The sequence below is a fragment of the Hydrogenophaga sp. NH-16 genome, from assembly GCF_004006415.1.
GTDB classification, from domain to species: domain Bacteria; phylum Pseudomonadota; class Gammaproteobacteria; order Burkholderiales; family Burkholderiaceae_C; genus Hydrogenophaga; species Hydrogenophaga pseudoflava.
Genome location: NZ_CP029344.1, coordinates 1,562,171 through 1,584,827, shown reverse-complemented (window position 1 = coordinate 1,584,827; position 22,657 = coordinate 1,562,171). Strand labels below are relative to the sequence as shown.

Annotated in this window: 29 protein-coding genes and 1 tRNA gene; 22 read left to right on the top strand and 8 right to left on the bottom strand. The window is 64.6% G+C overall.

Going from position 1 to position 22,657, the window contains the following annotated elements; genetic code table 11:
• Window positions 1–25 precede the first annotated feature (25 nt).
• The 21 genes from DD542_RS07660 to DD542_RS07560 all read left to right on the top strand — a co-directional run bounded on the left by DD542_RS07660 (window position 26) and on the right by DD542_RS07560 (window position 12,678).
• Window positions 26–1,759: an ABC transporter substrate-binding protein gene (locus DD542_RS07660; RefSeq protein ID WP_066157238.1), complete on the top strand. Its 1,734-nt coding sequence runs from the start codon at window positions 26–28 to the stop codon at window positions 1,757–1,759.
• Window positions 1,760–1,835: 76 nt separating this feature from the next.
• Window positions 1,836–3,407 carry a glycerol-3-phosphate dehydrogenase/oxidase gene (locus DD542_RS07655; protein ID WP_127804831.1) on the top strand — a complete coding sequence of 524 codons (1,572 nt, stop codon included), beginning with the start codon at window positions 1,836–1,838 and terminating at the stop codon, window positions 3,405–3,407.
• A gap of 191 nt (window positions 3,408–3,598) precedes the next feature.
• A complete protein-coding gene (gene rplN / locus DD542_RS07650; RefSeq protein ID WP_009514936.1) occupies window positions 3,599–3,967 on the top strand; it encodes a 50S ribosomal protein L14 in 369 nt (122 codons plus the stop codon).
• A 9-nt stretch (window positions 3,968–3,976) separates the two neighbouring features.
• Window positions 3,977–4,297, top strand: a complete 321-nt coding sequence (gene rplX / locus DD542_RS07645; protein WP_127804829.1) for a 50S ribosomal protein L24 — start codon at window positions 3,977–3,979, stop codon at window positions 4,295–4,297.
• Window positions 4,298–4,299: 2 nt separating this feature from the next.
• The gene (gene rplE, locus DD542_RS07640) at window positions 4,300–4,839 is read left to right on the top strand and encodes a 50S ribosomal protein L5 (protein WP_066157723.1); all 540 of its coding nucleotides are present in this window, start codon (window positions 4,300–4,302) and stop codon (window positions 4,837–4,839) included.
• 8 nt (window positions 4,840–4,847) lie between these two features.
• Window positions 4,848–5,153, top strand: coding sequence for a 30S ribosomal protein S14 (gene rpsN, locus DD542_RS07635; RefSeq protein ID WP_066157231.1), 306 nt, complete (start codon window positions 4,848–4,850; stop codon window positions 5,151–5,153).
• Window positions 5,154–5,171: 18 nt separating this feature from the next.
• Window positions 5,172–5,567 (top strand): 30S ribosomal protein S8, encoded by a 396-nt coding sequence (rpsH, locus tag DD542_RS07630; RefSeq protein WP_066157229.1) that lies wholly within the window; start codon window positions 5,172–5,174, stop codon window positions 5,565–5,567.
• A gap of 24 nt (window positions 5,568–5,591) precedes the next feature.
• Complete coding sequence (gene rplF / locus DD542_RS07625) at window positions 5,592–6,125, top strand: 50S ribosomal protein L6 (protein ID WP_066157226.1); 534 nt, start codon at window positions 5,592–5,594, stop codon at window positions 6,123–6,125.
• Window positions 6,126–6,136: 11 nt separating this feature from the next.
• The gene (rplR, locus tag DD542_RS07620; RefSeq protein WP_066253441.1) at window positions 6,137–6,502 is read left to right on the top strand and encodes a 50S ribosomal protein L18; all 366 of its coding nucleotides are present in this window, start codon (window positions 6,137–6,139) and stop codon (window positions 6,500–6,502) included.
• Between the two features lie 18 nt (window positions 6,503–6,520).
• On the top strand, window positions 6,521–7,039 hold the full coding sequence (gene rpsE, locus DD542_RS07615; protein ID WP_066157220.1) for a 30S ribosomal protein S5: 519 nt from the start codon (window positions 6,521–6,523) through the stop codon (window positions 7,037–7,039).
• Between the two features lie 11 nt (window positions 7,040–7,050).
• On the top strand, window positions 7,051–7,233 hold the full coding sequence (rpmD, locus tag DD542_RS07610) for a 50S ribosomal protein L30 (RefSeq protein WP_066157720.1): 183 nt from the start codon (window positions 7,051–7,053) through the stop codon (window positions 7,231–7,233).
• 28 nt (window positions 7,234–7,261) lie between these two features.
• Window positions 7,262–7,693, top strand: coding sequence for a 50S ribosomal protein L15 (rplO, locus tag DD542_RS07605; protein ID WP_066157216.1), 432 nt, complete (start codon window positions 7,262–7,264; stop codon window positions 7,691–7,693).
• Window positions 7,694–7,719: 26 nt separating this feature from the next.
• Complete coding sequence (secY, locus tag DD542_RS07600; protein WP_066157213.1) at window positions 7,720–9,027, top strand: preprotein translocase subunit SecY; 1,308 nt, start codon at window positions 7,720–7,722, stop codon at window positions 9,025–9,027.
• A gap of 15 nt (window positions 9,028–9,042) precedes the next feature.
• A complete protein-coding gene (gene infA / locus DD542_RS07595; RefSeq protein ID WP_009514918.1) occupies window positions 9,043–9,261 on the top strand; it encodes a translation initiation factor IF-1 in 219 nt (72 codons plus the stop codon).
• A 41-nt stretch (window positions 9,262–9,302) separates the two neighbouring features.
• A complete protein-coding gene (gene rpmJ / locus DD542_RS07590; protein ID WP_066157211.1) occupies window positions 9,303–9,416 on the top strand; it encodes a 50S ribosomal protein L36 in 114 nt (37 codons plus the stop codon).
• A gap of 23 nt (window positions 9,417–9,439) precedes the next feature.
• A complete protein-coding gene (rpsM, locus tag DD542_RS07585; protein WP_066157205.1) occupies window positions 9,440–9,805 on the top strand; it encodes a 30S ribosomal protein S13 in 366 nt (121 codons plus the stop codon).
• Between the two features lie 17 nt (window positions 9,806–9,822).
• Window positions 9,823–10,227 (top strand): 30S ribosomal protein S11, encoded by a 405-nt coding sequence (gene rpsK, locus DD542_RS07580; protein WP_079364320.1) that lies wholly within the window; start codon window positions 9,823–9,825, stop codon window positions 10,225–10,227.
• A 185-nt stretch (window positions 10,228–10,412) separates the two neighbouring features.
• Window positions 10,413–11,036, top strand: coding sequence for a 30S ribosomal protein S4 (gene rpsD, locus DD542_RS07575; protein WP_066157718.1), 624 nt, complete (start codon window positions 10,413–10,415; stop codon window positions 11,034–11,036).
• 94 nt (window positions 11,037–11,130) lie between these two features.
• Window positions 11,131–12,117: a DNA-directed RNA polymerase subunit alpha gene (rpoA, locus tag DD542_RS07570; protein ID WP_066157201.1), complete on the top strand. Its 987-nt coding sequence runs from the start codon at window positions 11,131–11,133 to the stop codon at window positions 12,115–12,117.
• Window positions 12,118–12,188: 71 nt separating this feature from the next.
• A complete protein-coding gene (gene rplQ, locus DD542_RS07565; RefSeq protein WP_066157198.1) occupies window positions 12,189–12,584 on the top strand; it encodes a 50S ribosomal protein L17 in 396 nt (131 codons plus the stop codon).
• A 17-nt stretch (window positions 12,585–12,601) separates the two neighbouring features.
• Window positions 12,602–12,678 (top strand) — tRNA-Met (locus tag DD542_RS07560).
• 78 nt (window positions 12,679–12,756) lie between these two features.
• Here the strand turns inward: DD542_RS07560 and DD542_RS07555 are convergent.
• Genes DD542_RS07555 through DD542_RS07530 form a run of 6 tightly spaced genes read right to left on the bottom strand, consistent with a single transcriptional unit; the run spans window position 12,757 to window position 19,762 of the window.
• Complete coding sequence (locus DD542_RS07555) at window positions 12,757–13,149, bottom strand: RidA family protein (RefSeq protein WP_066153948.1); 393 nt, start codon at window positions 13,147–13,149, stop codon at window positions 12,757–12,759.
• Window positions 13,150–13,171: 22 nt separating this feature from the next.
• A complete protein-coding gene (locus DD542_RS07550; protein WP_127804827.1) occupies window positions 13,172–14,830 on the bottom strand; it encodes a benzoate-CoA ligase family protein in 1,659 nt (552 codons plus the stop codon).
• 13 nt (window positions 14,831–14,843) lie between these two features.
• Window positions 14,844–16,049: an acyl-CoA dehydrogenase family protein gene (locus DD542_RS07545; RefSeq protein WP_127804825.1), complete on the bottom strand. Its 1,206-nt coding sequence runs from the start codon at window positions 16,047–16,049 to the stop codon at window positions 14,844–14,846.
• 1 nt (window position 16,050) lies between these two features.
• A complete protein-coding gene (locus DD542_RS07540) occupies window positions 16,051–16,905 on the bottom strand; it encodes an enoyl-CoA hydratase family protein (RefSeq protein ID WP_127804823.1) in 855 nt (284 codons plus the stop codon).
• Window positions 16,902–17,384 carry a MarR family transcriptional regulator gene (locus DD542_RS07535; RefSeq protein ID WP_079364324.1) on the bottom strand — a complete coding sequence of 161 codons (483 nt, stop codon included), beginning with the start codon at window positions 17,382–17,384 and terminating at the stop codon, window positions 16,902–16,904. Before DD542_RS07535 ends, DD542_RS07540 begins: the two co-directional genes overlap by 4 nt.
• The gene (locus DD542_RS07530; RefSeq protein WP_127804821.1) at window positions 17,381–19,762 is read right to left on the bottom strand and encodes a bifunctional salicylyl-CoA 5-hydroxylase/oxidoreductase; all 2,382 of its coding nucleotides are present in this window, start codon (window positions 19,760–19,762) and stop codon (window positions 17,381–17,383) included. The genes DD542_RS07535 and DD542_RS07530 overlap by 4 nt, the downstream gene beginning before the upstream one ends.
• 127 nt (window positions 19,763–19,889) lie before the next feature.
• On the opposite strand from DD542_RS07530, the gene DD542_RS07525 reads away from it, so the two are divergent.
• On the top strand, window positions 19,890–20,216 hold the full coding sequence (locus DD542_RS07525) for a DUF1840 domain-containing protein (protein ID WP_079364326.1): 327 nt from the start codon (window positions 19,890–19,892) through the stop codon (window positions 20,214–20,216).
• A gap of 91 nt (window positions 20,217–20,307) precedes the next feature.
• On the opposite strand, the gene DD542_RS07520 is transcribed toward DD542_RS07525, so the two are convergent.
• The gene (locus DD542_RS07520; RefSeq protein ID WP_066153924.1) at window positions 20,308–21,291 is read right to left on the bottom strand and encodes a tripartite tricarboxylate transporter substrate-binding protein; all 984 of its coding nucleotides are present in this window, start codon (window positions 21,289–21,291) and stop codon (window positions 20,308–20,310) included.
• Between the two features lie 116 nt (window positions 21,292–21,407).
• Window positions 21,408–22,655: an AMP-binding protein gene (locus DD542_RS07515; protein ID WP_127804819.1), complete on the bottom strand. Its 1,248-nt coding sequence runs from the start codon at window positions 22,653–22,655 to the stop codon at window positions 21,408–21,410.
• Window positions 22,656–22,657: the final 2 nt, after the last annotated feature.

The window sequence follows — 22,657 nt, the reverse complement described above, 5'->3', positions numbered from 1 at the left end:
CATCAACCCGAGAGAAGGAGACACGATGAAATTGCGATACAACGCGCTCGCGCTGGCCGCGCTCTGCGCCCTGGGCAGCCATGCGGCCTGGGCCGACGAGGCCGCCGCCAAGAAGTGGATCGACAGCGAGTTCCAGCCTTCCACGCTGAGCAAGGACCAGCAGCTGGCCGAGATGAAATGGTTCATCGACGCCGCCAAGAAGCTGCAGGCCAAGGGCGTGAAGGAGATCTCGGTGGTGTCCGAAACCATCACCACCCACGAGTACGAATCGAAGACGCTGGCCAAGGCCTTCGAGGAGATCACCGGCATCAAGGTCAAGCACGACCTGATCCAGGAAGGCGACGTGGTCGAGAAGCTGCAGACCTCGATGCAGTCGGGCAAGTCCATCTACGACGGCTGGATTTCGGACTCGGACCTCATCGGTACCCACTACCGCTACGGCAAGATGATGAACCTGACCGATTACATGGCCGGAGCGGGCAAGGAGTGGACCAACCCCGGTCTCGACATCAAGGATTTCATCGGCACCAAGTTCACCACCGCGCCCGACGGCAAGCTGTACCAGCTGCCCGACCAGCAGTTCGCCAACCTGTACTGGTTCCGCGCCGACCTCTTCGAGCGCAAGGACCTCAAGGACAAGTTCAAGGCCAAGTACGGCTACGACCTGGGTGTGCCGCTGAACTGGTCCGCCTACGAGGACATCGCCGAGTTCTTCACCAACGACGTCAAGACCATCGACGGCAAGCCGATCTACGGCCACATGGACTACGGCAAGAAGGACCCGTCGCTGGGCTGGCGCTTCACCGACGCCTGGCTGTCCATGGCCGGCACCGCCGACATCGGCGCGCCCAACGGCCTGCCGATCGACGAATGGGGCATCCGCGTGGCGGCCGACAAGTGCACGCCGGTGGGCGCTTCGGTCGAGCGCGGTGGTGCCACCAACTCGCCCGCGGCCGTCTACGCGCTGACCAAGTACGTCGACTGGATGAAGAAGTACGCGCCCAAGGAAGCCACCGGCATGACCTTCGGCGAAGCCGGTCCCGTGCCGGCTCAGGGCCAGATCGCGCAGCAGATCTTCTGGTACACCGCCTTCACGGCGGACATGGTCAAGCCCGGCCTGCCCGTGGTGAACGCCGATGGCACGCCCAAGTGGCGCATGGCGCCAGGCCCGAACGGCCCCTACTGGAAGCAGGGCATGCAGAACGGCTACCAGGACGTGGGTTCGTGGTCGTTCTTCAAGGGACATGACGCCAACAAGACGGCCGCTGCCTGGCTCTACGCCCAGTTCGTGACCGCCAAGACCACCTCGCTCAAGAAGACCATCGTCGGCCTGACCCCGATCCGCGAGTCCGACATCCAGAGCAAGGCCATGACCGACATGGCGCCCAAGCTGGGTGGCCTGGTCGAGTTCTACCGCAGCCCGGCCCGCGTGGCCTGGTCGCCCACCGGCACCAACGTGCCCGACTACCCCAAGCTGGCCCAGCTGTGGTGGAAGAACGTGGCGCAGGCTGTCACGGGTGAGAAGACCCCGCAGGGTGCGATGGACAATCTGGCCAAGGAGATGGACGAGGTGCTCGCGCGCCTGGAGCGCGCCGGCATGGCGCAGTGCCCGCCCAAGCTGAACAAGAAGGAAAGCGCCGACAAGTGGCTTTCCGACAAGTCGGCGCCGTGGAAGAAGCTGGCCAACGAGAAGCCGAAGGGCGAGACCATCGCCTACCAGACCCTGCTGGACGCCTGGAAGGCCGGCAAGGCGCGTTGACCGGATGCTGTCTTCCGGTCTGATGTAAAACCTCCGCACGCACCCCTGGTGGGTGTGTGCGGTCACCCTCTGATTCATGAATCCCGCAGAACGCCTTCAGTCCCTGACCCGCCAACCCCGGTTTGATCTGGTGGTGGTCGGCGGGGGCGCCACCGGCCTGGGTGTGGCGCTGGACGCGGCGCTGCGTGGGTTCTCCGTCGCCCTGTTCGAGTCGCACGACTTCGCGGGCGGCACCTCGTCGCGCTCCACCAAGCTGCTGCACGGCGGCGTGCGCTACCTCGCGCAAGGCAATGTGGCGCTGGTGCGTGAGGCGCTGGCGGAACGGGCCACCGTGCTGCGCATCGCGCCGCACCTGGCGCAGCCGCTGCCGTTCGTCATGCCTTCCTACGCCTGGTGGCAGACGCCGTTCTACGGCGCCGGGCTCAAGCTGTACGACCTGATGGCGGGGCGCGCCGGCCTGGGGCGCACGGAGTTCCTCAGCCGGGCGCAGACCCTGCAGGCCCTGCCCGGCGTCAATCCCGAAGGGCTCAAGGGCGGTGTGCAGTACTGGGACGGCCAGTTCGACGACGCCCGGCTGGCGCTGGCGCTGGCCCGAACGGCCCAGAACGCCGGGGCGCAACTGTTCAACTACGCCGAGGTGGAGGCGCTGGAGCGGACGGGGCAGAGCTTCTCCGTGACCGTCCGTGACCGCCTGTCCGGGCATTTCAGTCGGGTCGAGGCCGGGTGCGTGATCAATGCCACCGGGGTCTGGGTCGACACGCTGCGGGCCCGCGCCGGAGTGCCGGGGGACACAGGTCCTGATCGCATGGTCAGCCCCAGCCAGGGCGTGCATGTGGTGGTGGACCGCGACTTCATGGGCGGGCACCATGCCCTGCTGGTGCCCAAGACGCGCGACGGCCGCGTCCTGTTTGCCGTGCCCTGGCTGGGCAAGCTGGTGCTGGGCACCACCGACACCCCGCGCCAGGACCTGCCGCGCGAGCCGCAACCCTTTGCCGAAGAGCTGGACTTCATCCTGGGTGAAGCGGCCCACGTGCTGCGCCGCCCCGTGCAACGCCAGGACATCCGCAGCGTATGGGTCGGGCTGCGCCCTCTGGTGGCGCCGCCCAAGGACGACGGAGGAAGCACCAAGGTGCTGTCGCGTGAACACACCATCGTGGTGGAGTCCAGCGGGCTGCTGACGGTCACCGGCGGCAAGTGGACCACCTACCGGGCCATGGCGGACGATGTCATGGAGCGCTGTTTTTCCGCAGGCCTGCTGCCCCGCAAGCCGGGCGGGCAGACCGAGTGTCATGCGTTGGACGGCGCGCCCGTCGCGGGGCGGGCGTTGGTGCCGCTGCATGCTGGCCCCGGTCTGCACCTGTACGGACAGCACGCCGAGGAGGTGCGAGCCTGCTCTGGCGCGGACCAGACCTTGGGGCTGGGGCTCACCGAGGCCATGGTGCGGTATGCCGTCAGGAGTGAGTATGCGCACACTGTTGAGGATGTGCTGGCCCGGCGCTGGCGCGCCTTGTTCCTGGATGCCCGCGCCGCCGCCGCCATGGCGCCCCGTGTGGCGGAGATCCTGGATGAGGAGGGCTGTGGCAGGCCCTCGCTGGCCGAGTTCGAATCGCTGTGCGCCAGCTACTTGCCACAGACCGCAGCGGTCTGAGCCCGGGTATCACCGAAGAGCAGTTGACAGGCTGATCTGATGGTGCAATAATCTGCGGCTTCGCTGTAAAAGGCGAAGCTTTCTGCCCAGCGACGCGGGCCATCCTCTTGGGGTGGTTGGCTACGACGGGCCCAAGACTGATCACTTCCAGCCGTGGTGGCCGGAAGGATTCAAGTTGGGACTTAAATCAAATGATCCAAACGCAATCTCGACTCGATGTTGCTGACAACACGGGTGCCAAGTCCGTGATGTGCATCAAGGTGCTCGGTGGCTCCAAGCGCCGTTACGCCAGTGTGGGCGATGTCATCAAAGTCAGCATCAAGGAAGCAGCGCCCCGTGGCCGCGTCAAAAAAGGCGAGGTTTACAACGCTGTGGTGGTTCGCACCGCCAAGGGCATCCGTCGCCAGGATGGCGCCCTGATCAAATTCGACGGCAACGCCGCCGTGCTGCTCAACGCCAAGCTGGAGCCGATTGGCACCCGCATCTTCGGCCCGGTCACGCGTGAACTGCGTACCGAGAAGTTCATGAAGATCGTGTCCCTGGCCCCCGAGGTTCTCTGAGGATTCATCATGAACAAGATTCGTAAGGGCGACGAGGTCATCGTTATTGCCGGGCGCGACAAAGGCAAGCGCGGCAAGGTGCTTGAGCGCGCTTCTGAGGACCGTGTGGTCGTCGAAGGCGTCAATATTGTCAAGAAGCATGCCAAGCCCAACCCCATGAAGGGTGTGACCGGCGGCATCGTCGAAAAGACCATGTCCATCCACCAGTCCAACGTGGCCATCTTCAATGGCGCCACGGGCAAGGCTGACCGTGTGGGCATCAAGCAGCTGGCCGACGGCAACAAGGTGCGCGTCTACAAGTCCAGCGGCGAAGAAATCAAGGTGGCATAACCATGACACGCTTTCAAGAAATCTACCGCGACAAGGTTGCGCCGGAGCTGACCCAGAAGTTCGGCTACAAGTCCCCGATGCAGGTGCCCCGCATCACCAAGATCACCCTGAACATGGGTGTGAGCGAGGCGGTCGCCGACAAGAAGATCATGGACAACGCCGTCGGCGACCTGACCAAGATCGCCGGCCAGAAGCCCGTGGTGACCAAGGCCAAGAAGGCCATTGCCGGTTTCAAGATCCGCGAACAACAACCCATCGGCTGCATGGTGACCCTGCGCGGTGCCCGCATGTACGAATTCCTGGACCGTTTTGTCACCGTGGCCCTGCCGCGCGTGCGCGACTTCCGCGGTATTTCGGGCAAGGCATTTGACGGTCGTGGCAACTACAACATCGGCGTTAAAGAGCAGATCATCTTCCCCGAGATCGAGTACGACAAGGTCGATGCCCTGCGCGGCCTGAACATCAGCATCACGACAACCGCCAAGACTGACGAAGAGTGCAAGGCACTGCTGGCAGGTTTCCGTTTCCCGTTCAAGAACTGAGGTGGCGCGTGGCTAAACAAGCACTACTCCAACGTGAACTCAAGCGCGAGAAGCTCGCCGCCAAGTTCGCCAAGAAATACGCCGAACTGAAGGCGACCGCCAACGACGCCAAGCAAAGCGACGAAGCGCGCGATGCGGCCCGTCTGGCGCTGCAGAAGCTGCCCCGCAACGCCAATCCGACCCGTCAGCGCAACCGCTGCGAGATCACCGGTCGTCCGCGTGGCACGTTTGCCTACTTCGGCCTGGCCCGTGCCAAGGTCCGCGAGATGGCCTTTGCCGGCGAGATCCCCGGCATCACCAAAGCCAGCTGGTAAGCCCTAGGAGAACCACAAATGAGCATGAGTGATCCTATCGCTGACATGTTGACCCGCATCCGCAACGCGCAGATGGTCGAAAAGACCACCGTGTCGATGCCGGCGTCCAAAGTCAAGGCGGCCATTGCCCAGGTCCTTAAGGACGAGGGTTACATCGACGGCTTCCAGGTGAAGACCGAAGGCGGCAAGAGCGAACTCGAAATCGCCCTGAAGTACTACGCCGGCCGTCCTGTGATCGAGCGCATCGAGCGCGTGAGCAAGCCTGGCCTGCGCATCTACCGCGGCCGTGACGCGCTGCCCCAAGTGCAGAACGGCCTGGGCGTCGCCATCGTCACCACTCCCAAGGGCGTGATGACCGATCGCAAGGCCCGCGCCACCGGTGTCGGTGGTGAAGTCCTGTGTTACGTCGCCTGATGCGGGCATTGAGGAGCAACTGAAATGTCGCGTATTGGTAAGCAGCCAGTCTCCGTCCCCGCAGGGGTCGAAGTGGCCATCAAGGACGACCTGATCAACGTCAAAGGCACGCTCGGTGCCCTGGCTCTGGCGCAAAACGCGCTGGTCAAGGTCGAGAACAACGCTGGCTCGCTGTCGTTCATCCCTACGAACGATTCGCGGGAAGCCAATGCCATGTCCGGCACCATGCGTCAGCTGGTGAACAACATGGTGGTCGGTGTGAGCAAGGGCTTCGAAAAGAAGCTGTCCCTGATCGGTGTGGGTTACAAGGCCCAAGCCCAGGGTGCCAAGCTCAACCTGAGCGTCGGTTATTCGCATCCGGTTGAGATCGAAATGCCTGCCGGCATCAAGGTTGAAACCCCGACGCCGACCGAAGTCGTCATCAAAGGCGCTGACCGTCAGCGCGTGGGCCAGATCGCTTCCGAAGTGCGCGCCGTGCGCCCGCCCGAGCCCTACAAGGGCAAGGGCATCCGCTATGCGGATGAGAAGGTCGTGATCAAGGAAACCAAGAAGAAATAAGGACCAGGATCATGTTGACCAAAAAAGAGCAACGTCTCCGTCGGGCCCGTCAGACGCGCATCCGCATTGCGCAGCAAGGCGCTGTTCGCCTGACCGTGAACCGCACCAACCTGCACATCTACGCCAACGTCATCTCCGGCGATGGTGCCAAGGTGCTGGCTTCCGCTTCGACCGCCGAGGCCGAAGTGCGCGCCCAGCTGGGCGCCGCCGGCAAAGGCGGCAATGCCGCCGCTGCGGCCCTGATCGGCAAGCGCATTGCCGAAAAGGCCAAGGCCGCTGGTATCGAGAAGGTGGCGTTCGATCGTTCCGGTTTTGCCTACCACGGCCGTGTCAAGGCCCTCGCCGATGCGGCTCGTGAAGCCGGTCTGCAGTTCTGATCAGACGGGATACACAAAATGGCTAAATTTCAGGCAAACGTAAAGAACGAAGGCAACGACGACGGTCTGCGCGAAAAGATGATCGCGATCAACCGCGTGACCAAGGTGGTCAAGGGTGGTCGTATTCTCGGTTTTGCTGCGCTGACCGTGGTTGGTGATGGCGACGGCCGTGTCGGTATGGGCAAGGGCAAGGCTCGCGAAGTGCCTGTGGCCGTCCAGAAGGCCATGGAGCAGGCTCGCCGCAACATGATCAAGGTGTCGCTCAAGAGCGGTTCCCTGCACCATGCGGTGCATGGCGAGCACGGCGCCTCCAATGTCATGATGCTGCCCGCTGCCAAGGGTACCGGCATCATCGCCGGGGGTCCGATGCGTGCCGTATTCGAGGTGCTGGGTATCACTGACGTCGTGGCCAAGAGCCATGGTTCGAGCAACCCCTACAACTTGGTGCGTGCCACGCTGGACGCTCTGAAAAATTCCACGACTCCTGCCGACGTGGCCGCCAAGCGCGGCAAGTCGGTTGAAGAGATCCTGGGCTGATGGGAACGATCATGACCACTCAAAACACCGTCAAGGTTCAACTGGTGCGCAGCCCGATTGGCACCAAGCAGTCGCACCGCGACACCGTTCGTGGCCTGGGTCTGCGCAAGCTCAACAGCGTCAGCGAGCTGCAGGACACGCCCGCCGTGCGCGGCATGATCAACAAGATCGCCTACCTGGTGAAGGTGCTCTGAGCACCCGACCGAAGAGGACTCATTCGTCATGGAACTCAACACCATTCAACCCGCAGCGGGTGCCAAGCACGCCAAGCGTCGCGTCGGCCGTGGCATTGGCTCCGGCCTGGGCAAGACGGCCGGTCGCGGCCACAAAGGTCAGAAATCGCGTTCTGGTGGCTATCACAAGGTCGGTTTCGAAGGCGGCCAGATGCCGCTGCAGCGTCGCCTGCCCAAGCGTGGTTTCAAGTCTGCGCAACTCCAGTTCAATGCCGAAGTGACCCTGGCAGACCTGAACACGGTGGATGCCGCCGAGATCGATCTTCTGGTGCTCAAGCAGGCTGGCCTGGTGGCTCAGCTGGCCAAGCGCGTCAAGGTCATCAAGACCGGTGAAATCAACCGCGCGGTCAAGCTCAAGGATATCGGCGCAACCGCCGGTGCCAAGGCTGCCATCGAGGCCGCTGGCGGCTCGCTGGCCTGATTCAGATCGCAAGCAAAAGGCAATCTGTGGCTACTGGCTCCACGACCCTGGCCAAGACAGGCAAGTTCGGCGACCTGCGTCGCCGGCTGGTGTTCCTGTTGCTGGCCTTGGTGGTTTACCGGATCGGCGCACACATCCCTGTGCCCGGGATCGACCCTGCCCAACTGGAACAGCTGTTCAAGGGCCAGCAGGGCGGCATCCTCAGCCTGTTCAACATGTTTTCGGGTGGCGCTCTCTCGCGCTTCACAGTCTTCGCTCTGGGGATCATGCCGTACATCTCGGCGTCGATCATCATGCAGTTGATGACCTATGTGGTCCCGACATTCGAGCAGCTGAAAAAGGAGGGTGAGGCCGGTCGTCGCAAGATCACCGCGTACACCCGATACGGAACGCTGGGTCTGGCGATATTCCAGGCTATGGGCATTGCCCTGGCGCTGGAAGGACAGGCGGGGCTGGTGATCGATCCGGGCATGGCGTTCCGCCTGACGGCGGTGGTGAGTCTGGTGGCAGGGACCATGTTCCTGATGTGGCTGGGCGAGCAGATCACCGAGCGCGGATTGGGCAACGGCATTTCGATCCTCATCTTTGCAGGTATCGCGGCGGGGCTCCCCAATGCAATCGGTGGGCTTCTGGAGCTCGTGCGCACTGGCGCCATGAACATCCTGGTGTCGCTCTTCATCATCGCGCTGGTGATTCTGGTCACCTATTTCGTGGTGTTCGTCGAACGCGGCCAGCGGAAGATTCTGGTGAACTATGCACGGCGTCAGGTCGGCAACAAGGTATACGGTGGTCAGTCTTCGCACCTGCCCCTGAAGCTGAACATGGCCGGTGTAATTCCGCCCATCTTCGCGTCGTCCATCATCCTGCTGCCGACCACGGTGGTGAGCTGGATCAGCACAGGGGATTCCACGCGCTGGCTGCGTGACATCGCGTCTGCTCTATCGCCAGGACAACCGATCTATGTTGCCTTGTACGCCGCAGCGATCGTGTTTTTCTGCTTCTTCTACACGGCGCTCGTGTTCAACAGCCGCGAAACGGCCGACAACCTGAAGAAGAGTGGCGCGTTCATTCCCGGGATTCGTCCCGGTGACCAGACAGCCCGCTACATCGACAAGATTCTGCTTCGTTTGACACTGGCTGGCGCTATCTACATCACTGCAGTCTGCTTGCTGCCGGAATTCCTGATCCTGAAGTACAACGTGCCGTTCTACTTCGGTGGTACTTCATTGCTGATCATCGTGGTGGTCACCATGGACTTCATGGCCCAGGTGCAGAACTACATGATGTCCCAGCAGTACGAATCACTGTTGAAAAAGGCCAACTTCAAATCCTGATGTCGGCGCTGTCGTATGGCCAAAGACGATGTGATTGAAATGCAGGGGGAGGTGGTTGAAAACCTCCCGAACGCAACCTTCCGGGTCAAACTGGAAAACGGACATGTGGTGCTCGGGCACATCTCCGGCAAGATGCGGATGCACTACATCCGGATCCTCCCCGGCGACAAGGTCAAGGTGGAGTTGACTCCCTATGACCTGACCAGAGCACGAATCGTGTTCCGGGCGAAGTGACCAGTCGACATTGAATGTTTTGGAATATCTAGGAGAAGACTATGCGAGTTTCGGCTTCGGTCAAGAAAATGTGCCGCAACTGTAAGATCATCAAGCGCAAAGGTGTCGTGCGAGTCATCTGCACCGACCCGCGCCACAAGCAGCGTCAAGGCTGATTCGGAAGTTCAGAGGAACCAACATGGCTCGTATTGCAGGCATCAACATCCCGCCGCACAAACACGCCGAGATCGGCCTGACGGCAATCTTCGGTATCGGTCGCACCCGCGCTCGCAAGATCTGCGAAGCCTGTGGCATCGACTACAGCAAGAAGATCAAGGACCTGACCGACGCGGAACTCGAGAAGGTGCGCGATCAGGTCGGCACCTTCACCATTGAAGGTGACCTGCGTCGCGAGACCACGATGAACATCAAGCGTCTGATGGACATCGGTTGCTACCGTGGCTTCCGGCACCGCCGCGGTCTGCCGGTTCGTGGTCAACGCACCAAGACCAACGCCCGCACGCGCAAGGGTCCCCGCAAGGCCGCCCAGTCGCTCAAGAAATAATCGGTTGAAAGAGAAACATGGCTAAAGCTCCCAACAGTTCGGCAGCCGCCCGCGTCCGCAAGAAAGTCCGCAAGAACGTGGCGGACGGCATCGCGCACGTGCACGCGTCCTTCAACAACACCATCATCACCATCACCGACCGTCAGGGCAATGCACTGTCGTGGGCTTCGTCGGGTGGTCAGGGCTTCAAGGGCTCGCGCAAGTCCACCCCGTTCGCTGCTCAGGTGGCCTCGGAAGTGGCTGGTCGCGCCGCCATTGAACAAGGCATCAAGAACCTGGACGTCGAGATCAAGGGCCCGGGTCCTGGCCGTGAATCGTCTGTGCGCGCCTTGGGTGCCTTGGGCATCCGCATCAATTCGATTTCCGATGTGACGCCCGTGCCGCACAACGGTTGCCGCCCTCAGAAGCGCCGCCGCATCTGATGGGTCGCTTCCTGCCTCTGTGACGGAGGATAGGAAAGCGCTACAATCAAAAGCTTTTTTGAGCGCCACCGCAGTCGCCTGCGGTGGCATTTTTGCTAAGCCCACCGCTTCTCCCACCAGGGAAGAGCTCCCGCAATGACACCGGCTGGTGTGGGTTGCGGCAGACTATCAACAAGGAACCCAACGTGGCACGTTACCTCGGCCCCAAGGCCAAACTTTCTCGCCGTGAAGGCGCCGACCTGTTGCTCAAGAGCGCACGCCGTTCCATCAGCGACAAGGCAAAGTTCGACTCCAAGCCCGGCCAGCACGGCCGTACCTCTGGCCAGCGCACCTCCGACTTCGGTCTGCAGCTGCGTGAAAAGCAGAAGGTCAAGCGCACCTACGGCGTGCTGGAGCGCCAGTTCCGCCGCTACTTTGCCGAGGCGGACCGCCGTCGTGGCAACACTGGCGCCAACCTGCTGTTCCTGCTGGAATCGCGCCTGGACAACGTGGTGTTCCGCATGGGTTTTGCATCGACCCGTGCCGAAGCACGCCAGATCGTGTCGCACAAGGCCATCACCGTCAATGGCAGCCCGGTGAACATTCCTTCCTACTCGGTCAAGCCCGGTGATGTGATCGCCGTGCGCGAGAAGTCGAAGAAGCAGGCCCGCGTGATCGAAGCCCTGGAGCTGGCCAAGCAGATTGGCTTCCCCGCATGGGTGGAAGTCTCGGCCGACAAGGTCGAAGGTGTCTTCAAGAAGACGCCGGACCGTGACGAGTTCGGTGCTGAGATCAACGAATCGCTGATCGTCGAACTGTACTCGCGTTAATTTCGTTCCCGGTCGTCGTCGTTTCTGGCGAGGCCGGGCCATGCTCCGTCTGCCTTATCGGTGTAACGAGCCGAGGGAACTGAAGGAAGTTTGAATGCTGAACAATCTGCTCAAGCCCAAGACCATCAATGTCGAGCAAGTCTCGACCAACCGCGCCAAGGTGACGCTGGAGCCTTTCGAGCGCGGCTACGGCCACACCTTGGGCAACGCCCTGCGCCGTGTGCTGTTGTCGTCGATGGTGGGCCACGCGCCGACCGAAGTGACGATCGCTGGTGTGGTGCACGAGTACTCCTCCATCGATGGCGTCCAGGAAGACGTCGTCAACATGCTCCTGAACCTCAAGGGTGTGGTCTTCAAGCTGCACAACCGCGACGAAGTCACCCTGAGCCTGCGCAAGGACGGTGAAGGTGTGGTCACCGCCGCCGACATCCAGACCCCGCACGACGTCGAAATCGTCAACCCCGGCCATGTCATCGCGACGTTGTCGGCGGGAGCCAAGCTGGACATGCAGATCAAGGTCGAAAAGGGCCGCGGCTACGTGCCTGGCAGCCTGCGCCGCAACGACGACGCATCGCGTTCGCTGGGTCGTATCGTCCTCGACGCCTCGTTCTCCCCGGTCAAGCGTGTGAGCTACACCGTCGAGAGCGCCCGCGTTGAACAGCGCACCGACCTGGACAAACTGGTTCTGGAGATCGAGACCAATGGCTCCATCGGTCCCGAGGAAGCTGTGCGCGCATCGGCCAAGATTCTGGTCGAGCAGCTGGCGGTGTTTGCCCAGCTGGAAGGCGTGGAGTTGTCGGCGTTCGATCAGCCTGCACAACGCAGCTCGCAGCAGTTCGACCCCATCCTGTTGCGTCCTGTGGACGAACTCGAACTCACTGTTCGTTCGGCCAACTGCCTCAAGGCGGAGAACATCTACTACATCGGTGACCTGATCCAGCGCACCGAGAACGAGCTGCTCAAGACCCCCAACCTGGGCCGCAAGTCGCTCAACGAAATCAAGGAAGTGCTCGCTTCGCGCGGCCTGACCTTGGGCATGAAGCTCGAGAACTGGCCGCCGGCTGGTCTCGACAAGCACTGAACCGTCATCAACGTCTGACGAACCCCCAGTACCTGATCCGGCTGGGGGCAAAACACTGAAAGGAAATCACCATGCGTCACGGACACGGACTTCGCAAACTCAACCGCACCAGCGAGCACCGCCAGGCGATGCTGCGCAACATGATGAACTCGCTGCTCACGCACGAAGTCATCAAGACCACCCTGCCCAAGGCCAAGGAACTGCGCCGCGTGGTCGAGCCCATGATCACTCTGGCCAAGGAAGCCACCGTGGCCAACCGCCGCCTGGCCTTCAACCGCCTGCGCGACCGCGATGTGGTCGTCAAGCTGTTCGACGAACTGGGCCCGCGCTTCAAGGCCCGTCCTGGTGGCTACACCCGCATCCTGAAGATGGGCTTCCGCGTGGGCGACAACGCTCCCATGGCCTTGGTCGAACTGGTGGATCGTGCAGAAGATGCTGCACCTGCCGCCGACGACGCAAAAGCGTGATAGAATACAAGGCTTGTCGCGGAGTGGAGCAGCCTGGTAGCTCGTTGGGCTCATAACCCAAAGGTCGCAAGTTCAAATCTTGCCTCCGCAACCAATCCGGAACTAACCAGAGTTCCTCAAAAAGCCCGCAGTTGCGGGCTTTTTTGTTCGTGGCTCTTTTGCGGTTCCTGGTTTAGTCCGGCACCACCGCAGTGACCTCGATCTCGACCCTGGCACGCGCTTCCACCAGCCGACTGACCTCCACGCAGGTCATGGCCGGGAAGCACTTGCCCATCACTTCGCGGTATGCGGTCCCCAACTCGCGCAGGCGGCTGTTGTACTCGTCGCGGTCGGTGATGTACCAGGTCATACGAACCATGTGCTCGGGGCCGGCCCCTGCACAGGACAGTACCGCGTGAACGTTCTGCAGGGCCTGCCTGGTCTGGTCGATGAAGTCGTCGCTTTCGAACTGCTGTTCACCGTTCCAGCCGATCTGGCCTCCAACGAAGACGAGGGTGCCTCGGGTGGCCACGCCGTTCGCGTAGCCCTTGGGGATGGCCCAGCCGGGCGGTTGCAGGAATTGCATGGGGACGGGTCTTTCTTGAAGTTCAGGTCACGGCCTCGGAGGCCATCTTGCGCAGCGCGAAGCGCTGCAGCTTGCCGGTTTCGGTGCGAGGCAACGAACTGACGAAGCGCACCTCGCGCGGGTATTTGTAGGGCGCCAGCGTGTGCTTGACGTGATCCTGCAGGGTCTTCACCTGGTCGGCGTCGGCCGCCTGACCGGGCTTGAGCACCACGTAGGCGAGGATGATCATGCCGCGCTCATCGTCGGCCTTGCCGACCACGCCGCATTCGGCCACCGCCGGGTGCTGCAGCAGCGCGGCCTCCACCTCGGGCCCAGCCACGTTGTAGCCGGCGGTGATGATCATGTCGTCGGTGCGCGCCTGGTAGATGAAATACCCATCTACGTCCTGCAGGAAGGCGTCGCCGGGGAAATTCCAGCCGCCTTCCACGTAGTTCGCCTGGCGGGCGTCGTCCAGGTACTTGCAGCCCGTCGGCCCTTTGATGGCCAGCCGGCCGACCTGGCCGCGTGGCAGGTCGTTGCCCTGTTCGTCGACGATCTTGGCTTCGTAGCCCGGCACCACACGCCCGATGGCGCCCCGCTTCACATCCTCAGGCGCGGCCGAGATGAAGATGTGGAACATCTCGGTGGCGCCGATGCCGTCCAGCATCTCCAGCCCACTCGCCTCCTTCCACAGCTGGCGTGTCGCGTCGGGCAGGCCCTCGCCGGCGCTGACGCTGAGACGCAATCGGCCAATGCCGTGCTGCTTCGCGAACGCCGCCATCTGCCGATAGAAAGTAGGCGCGGTATAGCAGATGGTGGCGCCGACCTGGCCGATCAGCTTCACCATGGCCTCGGGGGTGTACGGGATGCTCGGGAAGTACACCGAGGCGCCGGCCCACATGGGGAACACCAGCAGGCCGCCCAGACCAAAGGTGAAAGCCAGTGGCGGCGAGCCGATGACGATGTCGTCGGGGGTGGCGCGCAGCACATGGCGCGGCCAGGTTTCGCAGGCGGCCAGCACGTCGCGGTGGGTGTGCACCGCCGCTTTCGGGCTGCCGGTGGTGCCAGAGGTGAAGGCCAGCAGCGCGATGTCGTCGGCGCTGGTGGGGCAGGGCGCGGCCTGGTCGCTGGCGTGGCGGGCCAGCGCTTCAAGAGAATGGTCCAGCACCACCGCGGCGTCGCCGGTATTGAACAGACACAGCGGCATGGTGGCCGTGTCCGGGCCTTGCGCCAGCGCAGCCTTGAGCTCGTCCTGCAGCTTCACGTCGCACAGCGCGGCCGATGGTTGGGCCTTGTCGATGATGCTCTTGAGCTCGGTGGCGCGCAGCAGCGGCATGGTGGCCACCGCGATCAGGCCGCTCTGCACCACGGCCAGCCAGGCCAGCGCCATGGCGATGGAGTTGCCGCCGCGCAGCAGCACGCGGTTGCCCGGCTGCAGGCCCAGGCCGGCGAGCACGTTGGCGAACCGGTTCACCTCGGCACGGGCCTGGGCGTAGCTCAGGGTGCGTTCGTCGCTGCGGAACAGCGGTCGGTCCGCGTGGCCGGCGGCGAAGGCGCGGTCGAACAGCGCCTGCACCACGTTGAGCTGTTGGGGCAGCGCCTGCAGTTCTGGCAGGTCGTAGCGCAACTCGGGCCAATGGTCCGGTGGTGGCAGGCGGTCGTGCACGAACCGGTCGGTCTGGGCGGAAGGGTGTTGGGCCATGCGGGTCTCCGGTTCAGGCCTTCAGGGCGTGTTTGCCGAGGATGAGCAGTTGCACTTCGCTCGCACCCTCGTAGATGCGCAGCGAGCGGATGTCGCGGTACAGGTGTTCCACCACGGTGCCCACCTGCACGCCGCGGCCGCCGAACATCTGCAATGCCATGTCGATGACCTTCTGCGCGTTCTCGGTGGCCGTGAGCTTGGCCGCCGCCGCCGCCGCGGTGTAAGCCGGTGTGCCGGCACCGCAGGAGGAGCTGCGGTCGCGCAGCCAGGCGGCGCGGTAGGTGAGCATCGCGGCAGCGTCGATGAGCGCGCCCATCTCGCCCAACCGTGCCTGCGTGAGCTGGAAGTCCCCCAGGGTCTGGCCGAACATCTTGCGTTGCTTGGCGTGCGCCACCGCTTCGGCGAAGGCGCGGCGCGCCATGCCCAGGGCAGCAGCGGCGACTGAGGCGCGGAAGATGTCGAGCGTCTGCATGGCGAGCTTGAAACCTCCGTTGGCGTTGCCCAGCAACGCTTCCCGCGCAACGGTGCAGCTACTGAAGGTGAGCGTGGCCAGCGGGTGCGGTGCCATCACCTGGATGTGGGCGCTGCTGTCCAGGCCCGCAGTGTCGGCGTTGACGACGAAGGCGCTGATGCCGCGCGCGCCGGCATCGGGTTCGGTCTTGGCGAAGGTGACATAGAAGTCGGCCATGCCACCGTTGCTGATCCAGGTCTTCTGGCCGTTCAATTCCCAGCCGGCGGCAGAAGGCGTGGCACGCAGCGCCATGGCGGCCACGTCGGAGCCGGCCTCGGGCTCGCTCAGGGCGAAGGCGGCGATCTTCTCGCCTGCGGCGACGGCGGGCAGGTAGGCGGCCTTCTGTGCGGGCGTGCCGGCCAGCGTGATGGCGCCGCTGCCCAGCCCTTGCATGGCGAATGCAAAGTCGGCCAGTGGAGAGTGGAACGCGAGCGTCTCGCGCAGGATGACCAGCGCGCGCGAATCGAGCGCGGGCAGGGCGCCGCCATGCGCTTCGGGCACGCAGTAGCGCAGCCAGCCTGCCGCGCCCAGGCGCCGCACCCAGTCCTTGCAGGCGGCGCGGTCGTCGGTTTCATCGACGCGCTGTTCGCGCGCCCAGGCCACCAGGCCGTTGGCCAGCGCCCGGTGCGCATCCTCGAAGAAGGGCAGCTCCAGGTGCGCGGTGGGGGCCAGCGCGCCGTGCGGATGGGGGTGTTCGAAGGCGACCATTTCAGTCCCCTTCAAAGACGGGTCTTTGTTTCGCTGCGAACGCTTCGTACGCCCGGCGGAAGTCCTGCGTCTGCATGCAGATGGCCTGGGCCTGCGCTTCGGCCTCGATGGCCTGGTCCAGCGTCATGGCCCATTCCTGGTGCAGCATGGTCTTGGTCATGCCGTGGGCGAAGGTCGGGCCTTGCGCCAGCTGCGACGCCAGCTTGTGCGCGGCGGGCAGCAGGACTTCGCTTTCGTGCAGCGCGTTGAAGAAGCCCCAGGCGTGGCCTTCTTGCGCGCTCATGGCACGGCCGGTGAACAGCAGTTCGCTCGCGCGGCCCTGGCCGATCATGCGCGGCAGCAGGGCGCAGGCGCCCATGTCGGCGCCGGCCAGGCCGACGCGGGTGAACAGGAAGGCGACCGTGGCCGCGGGCGTGCCCAGACGCAGGTCCGAGGCCAGCGCCATCATCGCGCCCGCGCCGGCGCAGACACCATCCAGCGCGGCCACGATGGGCTGCGGACAGGCGCGCATGGCGCTGACCAGCGCGCCGGTCATGCGGGTGAAGGCCAGCAGCTCGGGCATGGTCATCTTCGTGAGGGGGCCGATGATTTCGTGCACGTCGCCGCCGGAGCAGAAGTTGCCGCCCGCGCCGGTGACCACCACCGACTTGATGTCGGTCGCGCGCTGCAGGCCCAGGAACCAGTCGCGCAGCTCGGCGTAGGAGTCGAAGGTCAGCGGGTTCTTGCGCTCAGGCCGGTTGAGTGTGACGGTGGCCACACCGTCCTGCACGCTGAGCGCGAAGTGGGTGGGCGTGGTGGTGGCCATGGCGCTGTACTGGCCGCGCATGGGGTTGTGGGCGGGGATGGGGTGTTTCATTCGAGGTCCAGTTGGTGCTGCTTCACCTTGCCGAGCAGCTTGTGCAGGTGGTCCAGGTCCTTGGGGCCGAGGCCTTCGAAGGCCTGCACGATCCATTGCTCGTGCTGCACGGCCATGCGCTCGAAGGCGCTGCGTCCGGCGGGGGTGAGGCGCACGAGGAAGGCGCGGCGGTCGCCCTCGACTCCCACGCGCTCCACCAGACCCTCGGCCACCAGCTGGTCGGTGATGCCGGTGACGTTGCCGCCGGTGACCATGAGGCGCTGCGACAGCTCCTTCATCTTCAGGCCTTCTGGGTGCCGTTCGAGCTGGGCCATGAGGTCGAAACGCGGCAGCGTGGTGTCGAACTGCTCGCGCAGGCCGGTGCGAACGCGTTTTTCAATCAGCTGCGAGCAGGCCAGCAGGCGCAGCCACAGCCGCAGCTCCTGCGCGTGTTCGCTGTGGGCGCGGGCTTCGAGGTCGAGGGTGTCGATGGTGGTCATGAGGTTTCGGCCGGGTCCTGGGTGACGACCGTGCCTTGAAAGGCCTGCTGGCGCGCGATCTCGCGGTAGAGCTGGTCGCGGCCGCTGAGATAGGGCAGCGGCCAGTCGATGGCGCGGGTCTGCAGCTTCGCCGCTTCGTGCAGCGTCCAGGCCGGGTCGGCCAGGTGCGGGCGGGCCACGGCGCAGAGGTCGGCGCGTCCGGCGCCGATGATGCTGTTGGCGTGGTCGGCCTCGCTGATCGCTCCGACGGCCATGGTGAGGATGTTGACCTCGTTGCGGATGCGGTCGGCAAACGGTGTCTGGTACATGCGGCCGTAGACCGGCTTGGCCTGCCGCGTGGTCTGGCCCGAGGACACGTCGATCACGTCGCAGCCGGCGGCCTTGAACAGTCGCGCGATGGCGACCGCGTCGTCGGGTGTGTTGCCGCCGGGTGCCCAGTCGTGCGCCGAGATGCGCACGCTCATGGGTTTGTCGGCGGGCCAGGCGGCGCGCATCGTCGCAAAAACTTCGAGCGGGTAGCGGCAGCGGTTCTCCAGTGAACCGCCGTACCCGTCGCTGCGCTGGTTGGTCAGCGGGCAGATGAAGGCCGAGAGCAGGTAGCCGTGCGCGCAGTGCAGCTCCAGCCAGTCGAAGCCGGCGGCCGCGGCACGTTTCGTGGATTCGACGAAGGCATCGCGCAGCGCCTCCATGTCGGCGCGGGTCATGGCCTTCGGGATCTGGTTCTGTTCGCCATAGGGCAGGGCGCTGGCCGACAGCAGCGGCCAGTTGCCCGTGGCCAGCGGCTCGTCCATCGCTTCCCAGCCCAGCTGCGTCGAACCCTTGGGGCCGCTGTGCCCGAGCTGCAGGCCCATCCTGGCGCCGCCGTTCTGGCGTGCAAAGTCCACGATGCGGGCCAGCGCGGCCTGCTGCGCGTCGTTCCACAGGCCGGGGCAGCCGGGGGTGATGCGGCCCTCGGGCGTCGGGCTGGTCATCTCCACCATCACCAGCGCCGCGCCGCCCACGGCGCGCGCGCCCAGGTGCATCAGGTGCCAGTCGCCGACCACGCCGTCCTGCGCCTTGTACTGCGCCATCGGGGAGACGACGATGCGGTTCTTGAGTTCAACGCCGCGCACTTTGAGCGGCAGCAGCATGGGCGGAGTGGGCTTGCCACCGGCGCTGCGGCCGCCGGCGCGGGACTGCAACCAGTCTTCGTAGCCTTCGAGCCACTTCGCGTCGCGCAGGCGCAGGTTCTCGTGGCTGATGCGCTGGCTGCGCGTGAGCAGCGAGTAGGCGAACTGCTGGATCTCCATGCCGGTGTAGCGGTCCACATGTTCGAACCACTCGGTGGAGTTGCGGGCGGCGTTCTGGATCTTGAGCACCTCGACGCTGCGGCGGGCTTCGTAGCCCTGCAGCACGGTGGCCATTTCGGCGCCGGCGTGGTTCGTGAACTCGTCGGCCAGGTCGATGGCATCCTCCAGGGCCAGCTTGGTGCCGCTGCCGATGGAGAAGTGGGCGGTGTGGGCGGCGTCGCCCATCAGCACGATGGGGGTCTTCCTGCCGGCGATGTCCTGCCAGTGCACCCAGGTGTTGCAGATCACGCGCGGGAAGCGGATCCAGTTGGCCGAGCCGCGAAGGTGCTTGGCGTTGCTGATCAGGGCGTTGCCGTCGAGGTATTTGGCGAACAGCTTCTCGCAGAACGCGACGCCTTCCTCCTGGCTCATGTCTTCGATGCCGTGCGCCTTCCACACCGGTTCGGGCGTCTCGACGATGAAGGTCGAGGTTTCGTCGTCGAACTTGTAGGCGTGGGCCTGGAACCAGCCGTGCTCGGTCTGTTCGAAGGCGAAGGTGAAGGCGTCGAAGGTCTTCTTCGTACCCAGCCAGACGAAGCGGCACAGCCGGGTGTCGATGTCGGGCTGGAAGGTGCTTTCGTAGCGCGTGCGGATGCGGCTGTTCAGGCCGTCGCTGGCGATCACCAGGTCGGCGCCGTACTGCTGAGCGAGCGCCTGGTCGTCTGTGACATCGGTCTCGAAGACCAGCTTCACGCCCAGGGCCTCGCAGCGTTCCTGCAGGATGTTGAGCAGGCGCTTGCGGCCGATGCCGATGAAGCCGTGGCCACCGGAGCGCACGCTGGCGCCCTTGTAGAACACCTCGATGTCGTCCCAGTGGTTGAAGGCGTCCTGCATGGCCTGCGCGGTCTCGGGGTCGGCCCGGCGCAGGTTGACCAGGGTCTGGTCGGAGAACACGACGCCCCAGCCGAAGGTGTCGTAGGGCCGGTTGCGCTCGACCACGGTCACCTCCAGCGCCGGGAAGCGCCGCTTCATGAGCAGGCCGAAATAGAGGCCCGCCGGGCCGCCACCGATGCACAGGATGCGCCTCAGCGCTGGAGTGGGTGTGTTCATGCCTGATTAGTTTAGGCTTGAACTAAATGCGAACAACCGGGTTAACCCGCAGGGGGGAAGGGGCGGACGGGCTTCCCGCCGAACGGTGCAAGAATGCTGTGCAGTGTTCTCAGTGGAGGAGTCCCGAATGTCCCTGTACCGATTCAAGTCCCGCGAAACCGGCGATCTGGTGATGCTGGCGCCCAGCGGCAAGCACATCCTGGACATCCTGGGCAAGGATGCTTCGTCCTCCGGCATCATCCGGCCCGAGGAAATGCCTGGCGCCATCGCCGCCCTGCGCGCAGCGGTTCAGGCCGAAGAAGCGGCGCAGCAGCAGATGAAGGAAGAGGCGCTGGCCAAGGGCGAACCGGCGCCGCAGTTCGAGGCGGTCAGCCTGCGCATGCGCAGTGCGCCGTTCATCGAGATGCTCCAGCGCTGCGCCAAGGCCGAGGTGGAGATCGTCTGGGGCGTTTGACGCCTCCAAGGCCCCCGGGCCCCGGAAACGAAACAGCCCGCATCAGCGGGCTGTCGTTCGTTGGCCGGGCTGGCGGCCCGGTCCCGGATGGTCAGTCGGCGAATTCGCCGGCAGCGTCGATTGCGGTCTTGAGCTTGGTGATTTCGCTGGCAACGAAGGCCTTGTGACCAGCCTGGGTCACGCGGTTGTCGGTGACCACCAGAGCGCCCAGCTCGGCCTGCTTCTTGACGAAGTCCGGGTCCTTCAGCGCGACCTGCAGAGCGTCGTTGAGCTTCTTCTGCACATCCGCCGGCGTGCCCTTCGGTGCGTACATGGCGTGCCAGATGGTCAGGTTGAAGCCCTTGAGGCCCATTTCCTGCAGCGACGGGTAGTCCTTGAGCAGCTTGTGGCCGGACAGCGGCTTGGCTGTGGTGACAGCGAAAGCCTTGACACGACCGCCTTCGATCTGCGCGGTGGTGTTGGTGGTCTGGTCGCACATCACGTCCACCTGCCCGCCGATCAGGTCGTTCATGGCCGGGCCCGTGCCGCGGTAGGCGATGGTGGTCATGGCCTTGTCCAGCTTGACCGCGGACTGCCACATCAGGCCGCACAGGTGCGAGGCGGAACCCAGACCGGCGTGGGCCAGGTTCAGCTTGCCACCGTTGGCGCGGATGTAGTTCTCGAAGTCGCGGTAGGTGGCGGCGGGCAGCTTGGGCGAGCCCAGCAGCGTCATCGGCACGTCGTTGATCATGCCCAGGTACTCGAAGTCCTCCAGCGGCTTGTAGGGCAGCTTGCGGTAGAGGCTGGCGGTGGCGGCCATGCCGATGTGCCAGACCAGCAGGGTGTGGCCGTCCGGCGCGGCGCGGGCCACCTTGGCGGCACCGATGGTGCCGCCGGCGCCGGCGGCGTTCTCGACCACGACCGAAGCGCCGCCCAGCGGCTTGCGCATGGCTTCGGCGAGCTGGCGGGCCACCAGGTCGGTGGGGCCACCAGCGGCAAAGGGCACCACCAGGGTGATGGGCTTGCTGGGGAAGCCTTGGGCAAATGCGCCGGCCGAAACGGCGGCGGTCAGGGCAAAGGCCAGGATCTTCTTCATGTGGGTGCTCCTATGGGATGTTCAGAATCGCATGGTAGTGCGCCACACAGCGCCGGTCATGGCGGAAATTACTTAGCCAGGCCTCGGTGGAAACCCTTTGACTGAGGCGCCTGCGCTCACTTGTAGCTGCGTGCGTCTTCGATCACCTTGCCGTCGTTGGGCAGGCTGCCGGGGCGCACCACCTGCACGTCGCCGCGCAGCTTGGTCACCTCCCGGATTGCGGTCTCGATGCGCTCGCGAAGGCCGTCGCCGACTTCGGTGGCTTCCACCTGGAGGCACATGGCATCACTGGCCATCTCGCCGCTCACCACCAGCCGGGCCTTCTTCACCTCGGGGAAGCGACGGGTGATTTCGGCCACCTGCGAGGGGTGTACGAACATGCCCTTGATCTTGGTGGTCTGGTCGGCGCGGCCCATCCATCCTTTGATGCGTGGTGCGGTGCGGCCGGTGGGGCACTGGCCCGGCAGGATGGCCGAGAGGTCGCCAGTGCCGAAGCGGACCAGCGGGTAGGCGGTGTTGAGCGTGGTCACCACCAGTTCGCCCACCTCGCCTTCGTCCACCGGTGTGCCGGTGCCGGGGCGCACGATCTCGACGATCACGCTCTCGTCCAGCACCAGCCCTTCGCGCGAGGGCGTCTCGTAGGCCACCAGGCCCAGGTCGGCGGTGGCGTAGGTCTGGTAGACGTCGACGCCGCGCTCCTTGAACCAGGCCGTCAGGCTGGGTGGGCAGGCCTCGCCACCGACCGATGCCTTGGTCAGGCTGGGCAGGGCTATGCCGGATTCGGCCGCCTTCTCCAGCAGGATGCGCAGGAAGCTGGGCGTGCCGGTGTAGGCATTGGGCTTGAGGTCGACCATGGCTTCGAGCTGTTGCTCGGTCTGCCCGACGCCGCCGGGGAACACGGTGCAGCCGACCGCATGTGCGCCCGATTCCAGGATGAAGGCGCCCGGGGTCATGTGGTAGCTGAAGCTGTTGTGCACCAGGTCGCCGGCGCGGAAGCCTGCGGCGAACAGCGCGCGGCCGGCGCGCCAGTAGTCTTTGCCCGCGCCCTCGGGTTCGTAGATGGGACCCGGGCTGGCGAAGATGCGCGACATGGCCGGGCCGCGCACCAGGGCCGAGAAACCGCCGAAGGCGTCGTGCTGCCGCTTGGCCTTCTGGCGCTCCAGCAGCTCGCTCTTGCGCGTGACCGGGATGCGCGTCAGGGCGGTGCGGTTGTTGATGCCCGACACGTCGATGTCGCGCAAGATGTCGGCAAATGCCGCGCTGTTCTGTTTGGCGTGGGCCAGCTGCCCCGGCAGCGCGGCCATCTGCGCCGCCTCGCGCTCGGCAGGGGAGCGGGTTTCCAGGGCGTCGAAGTGTTCGCTCATGG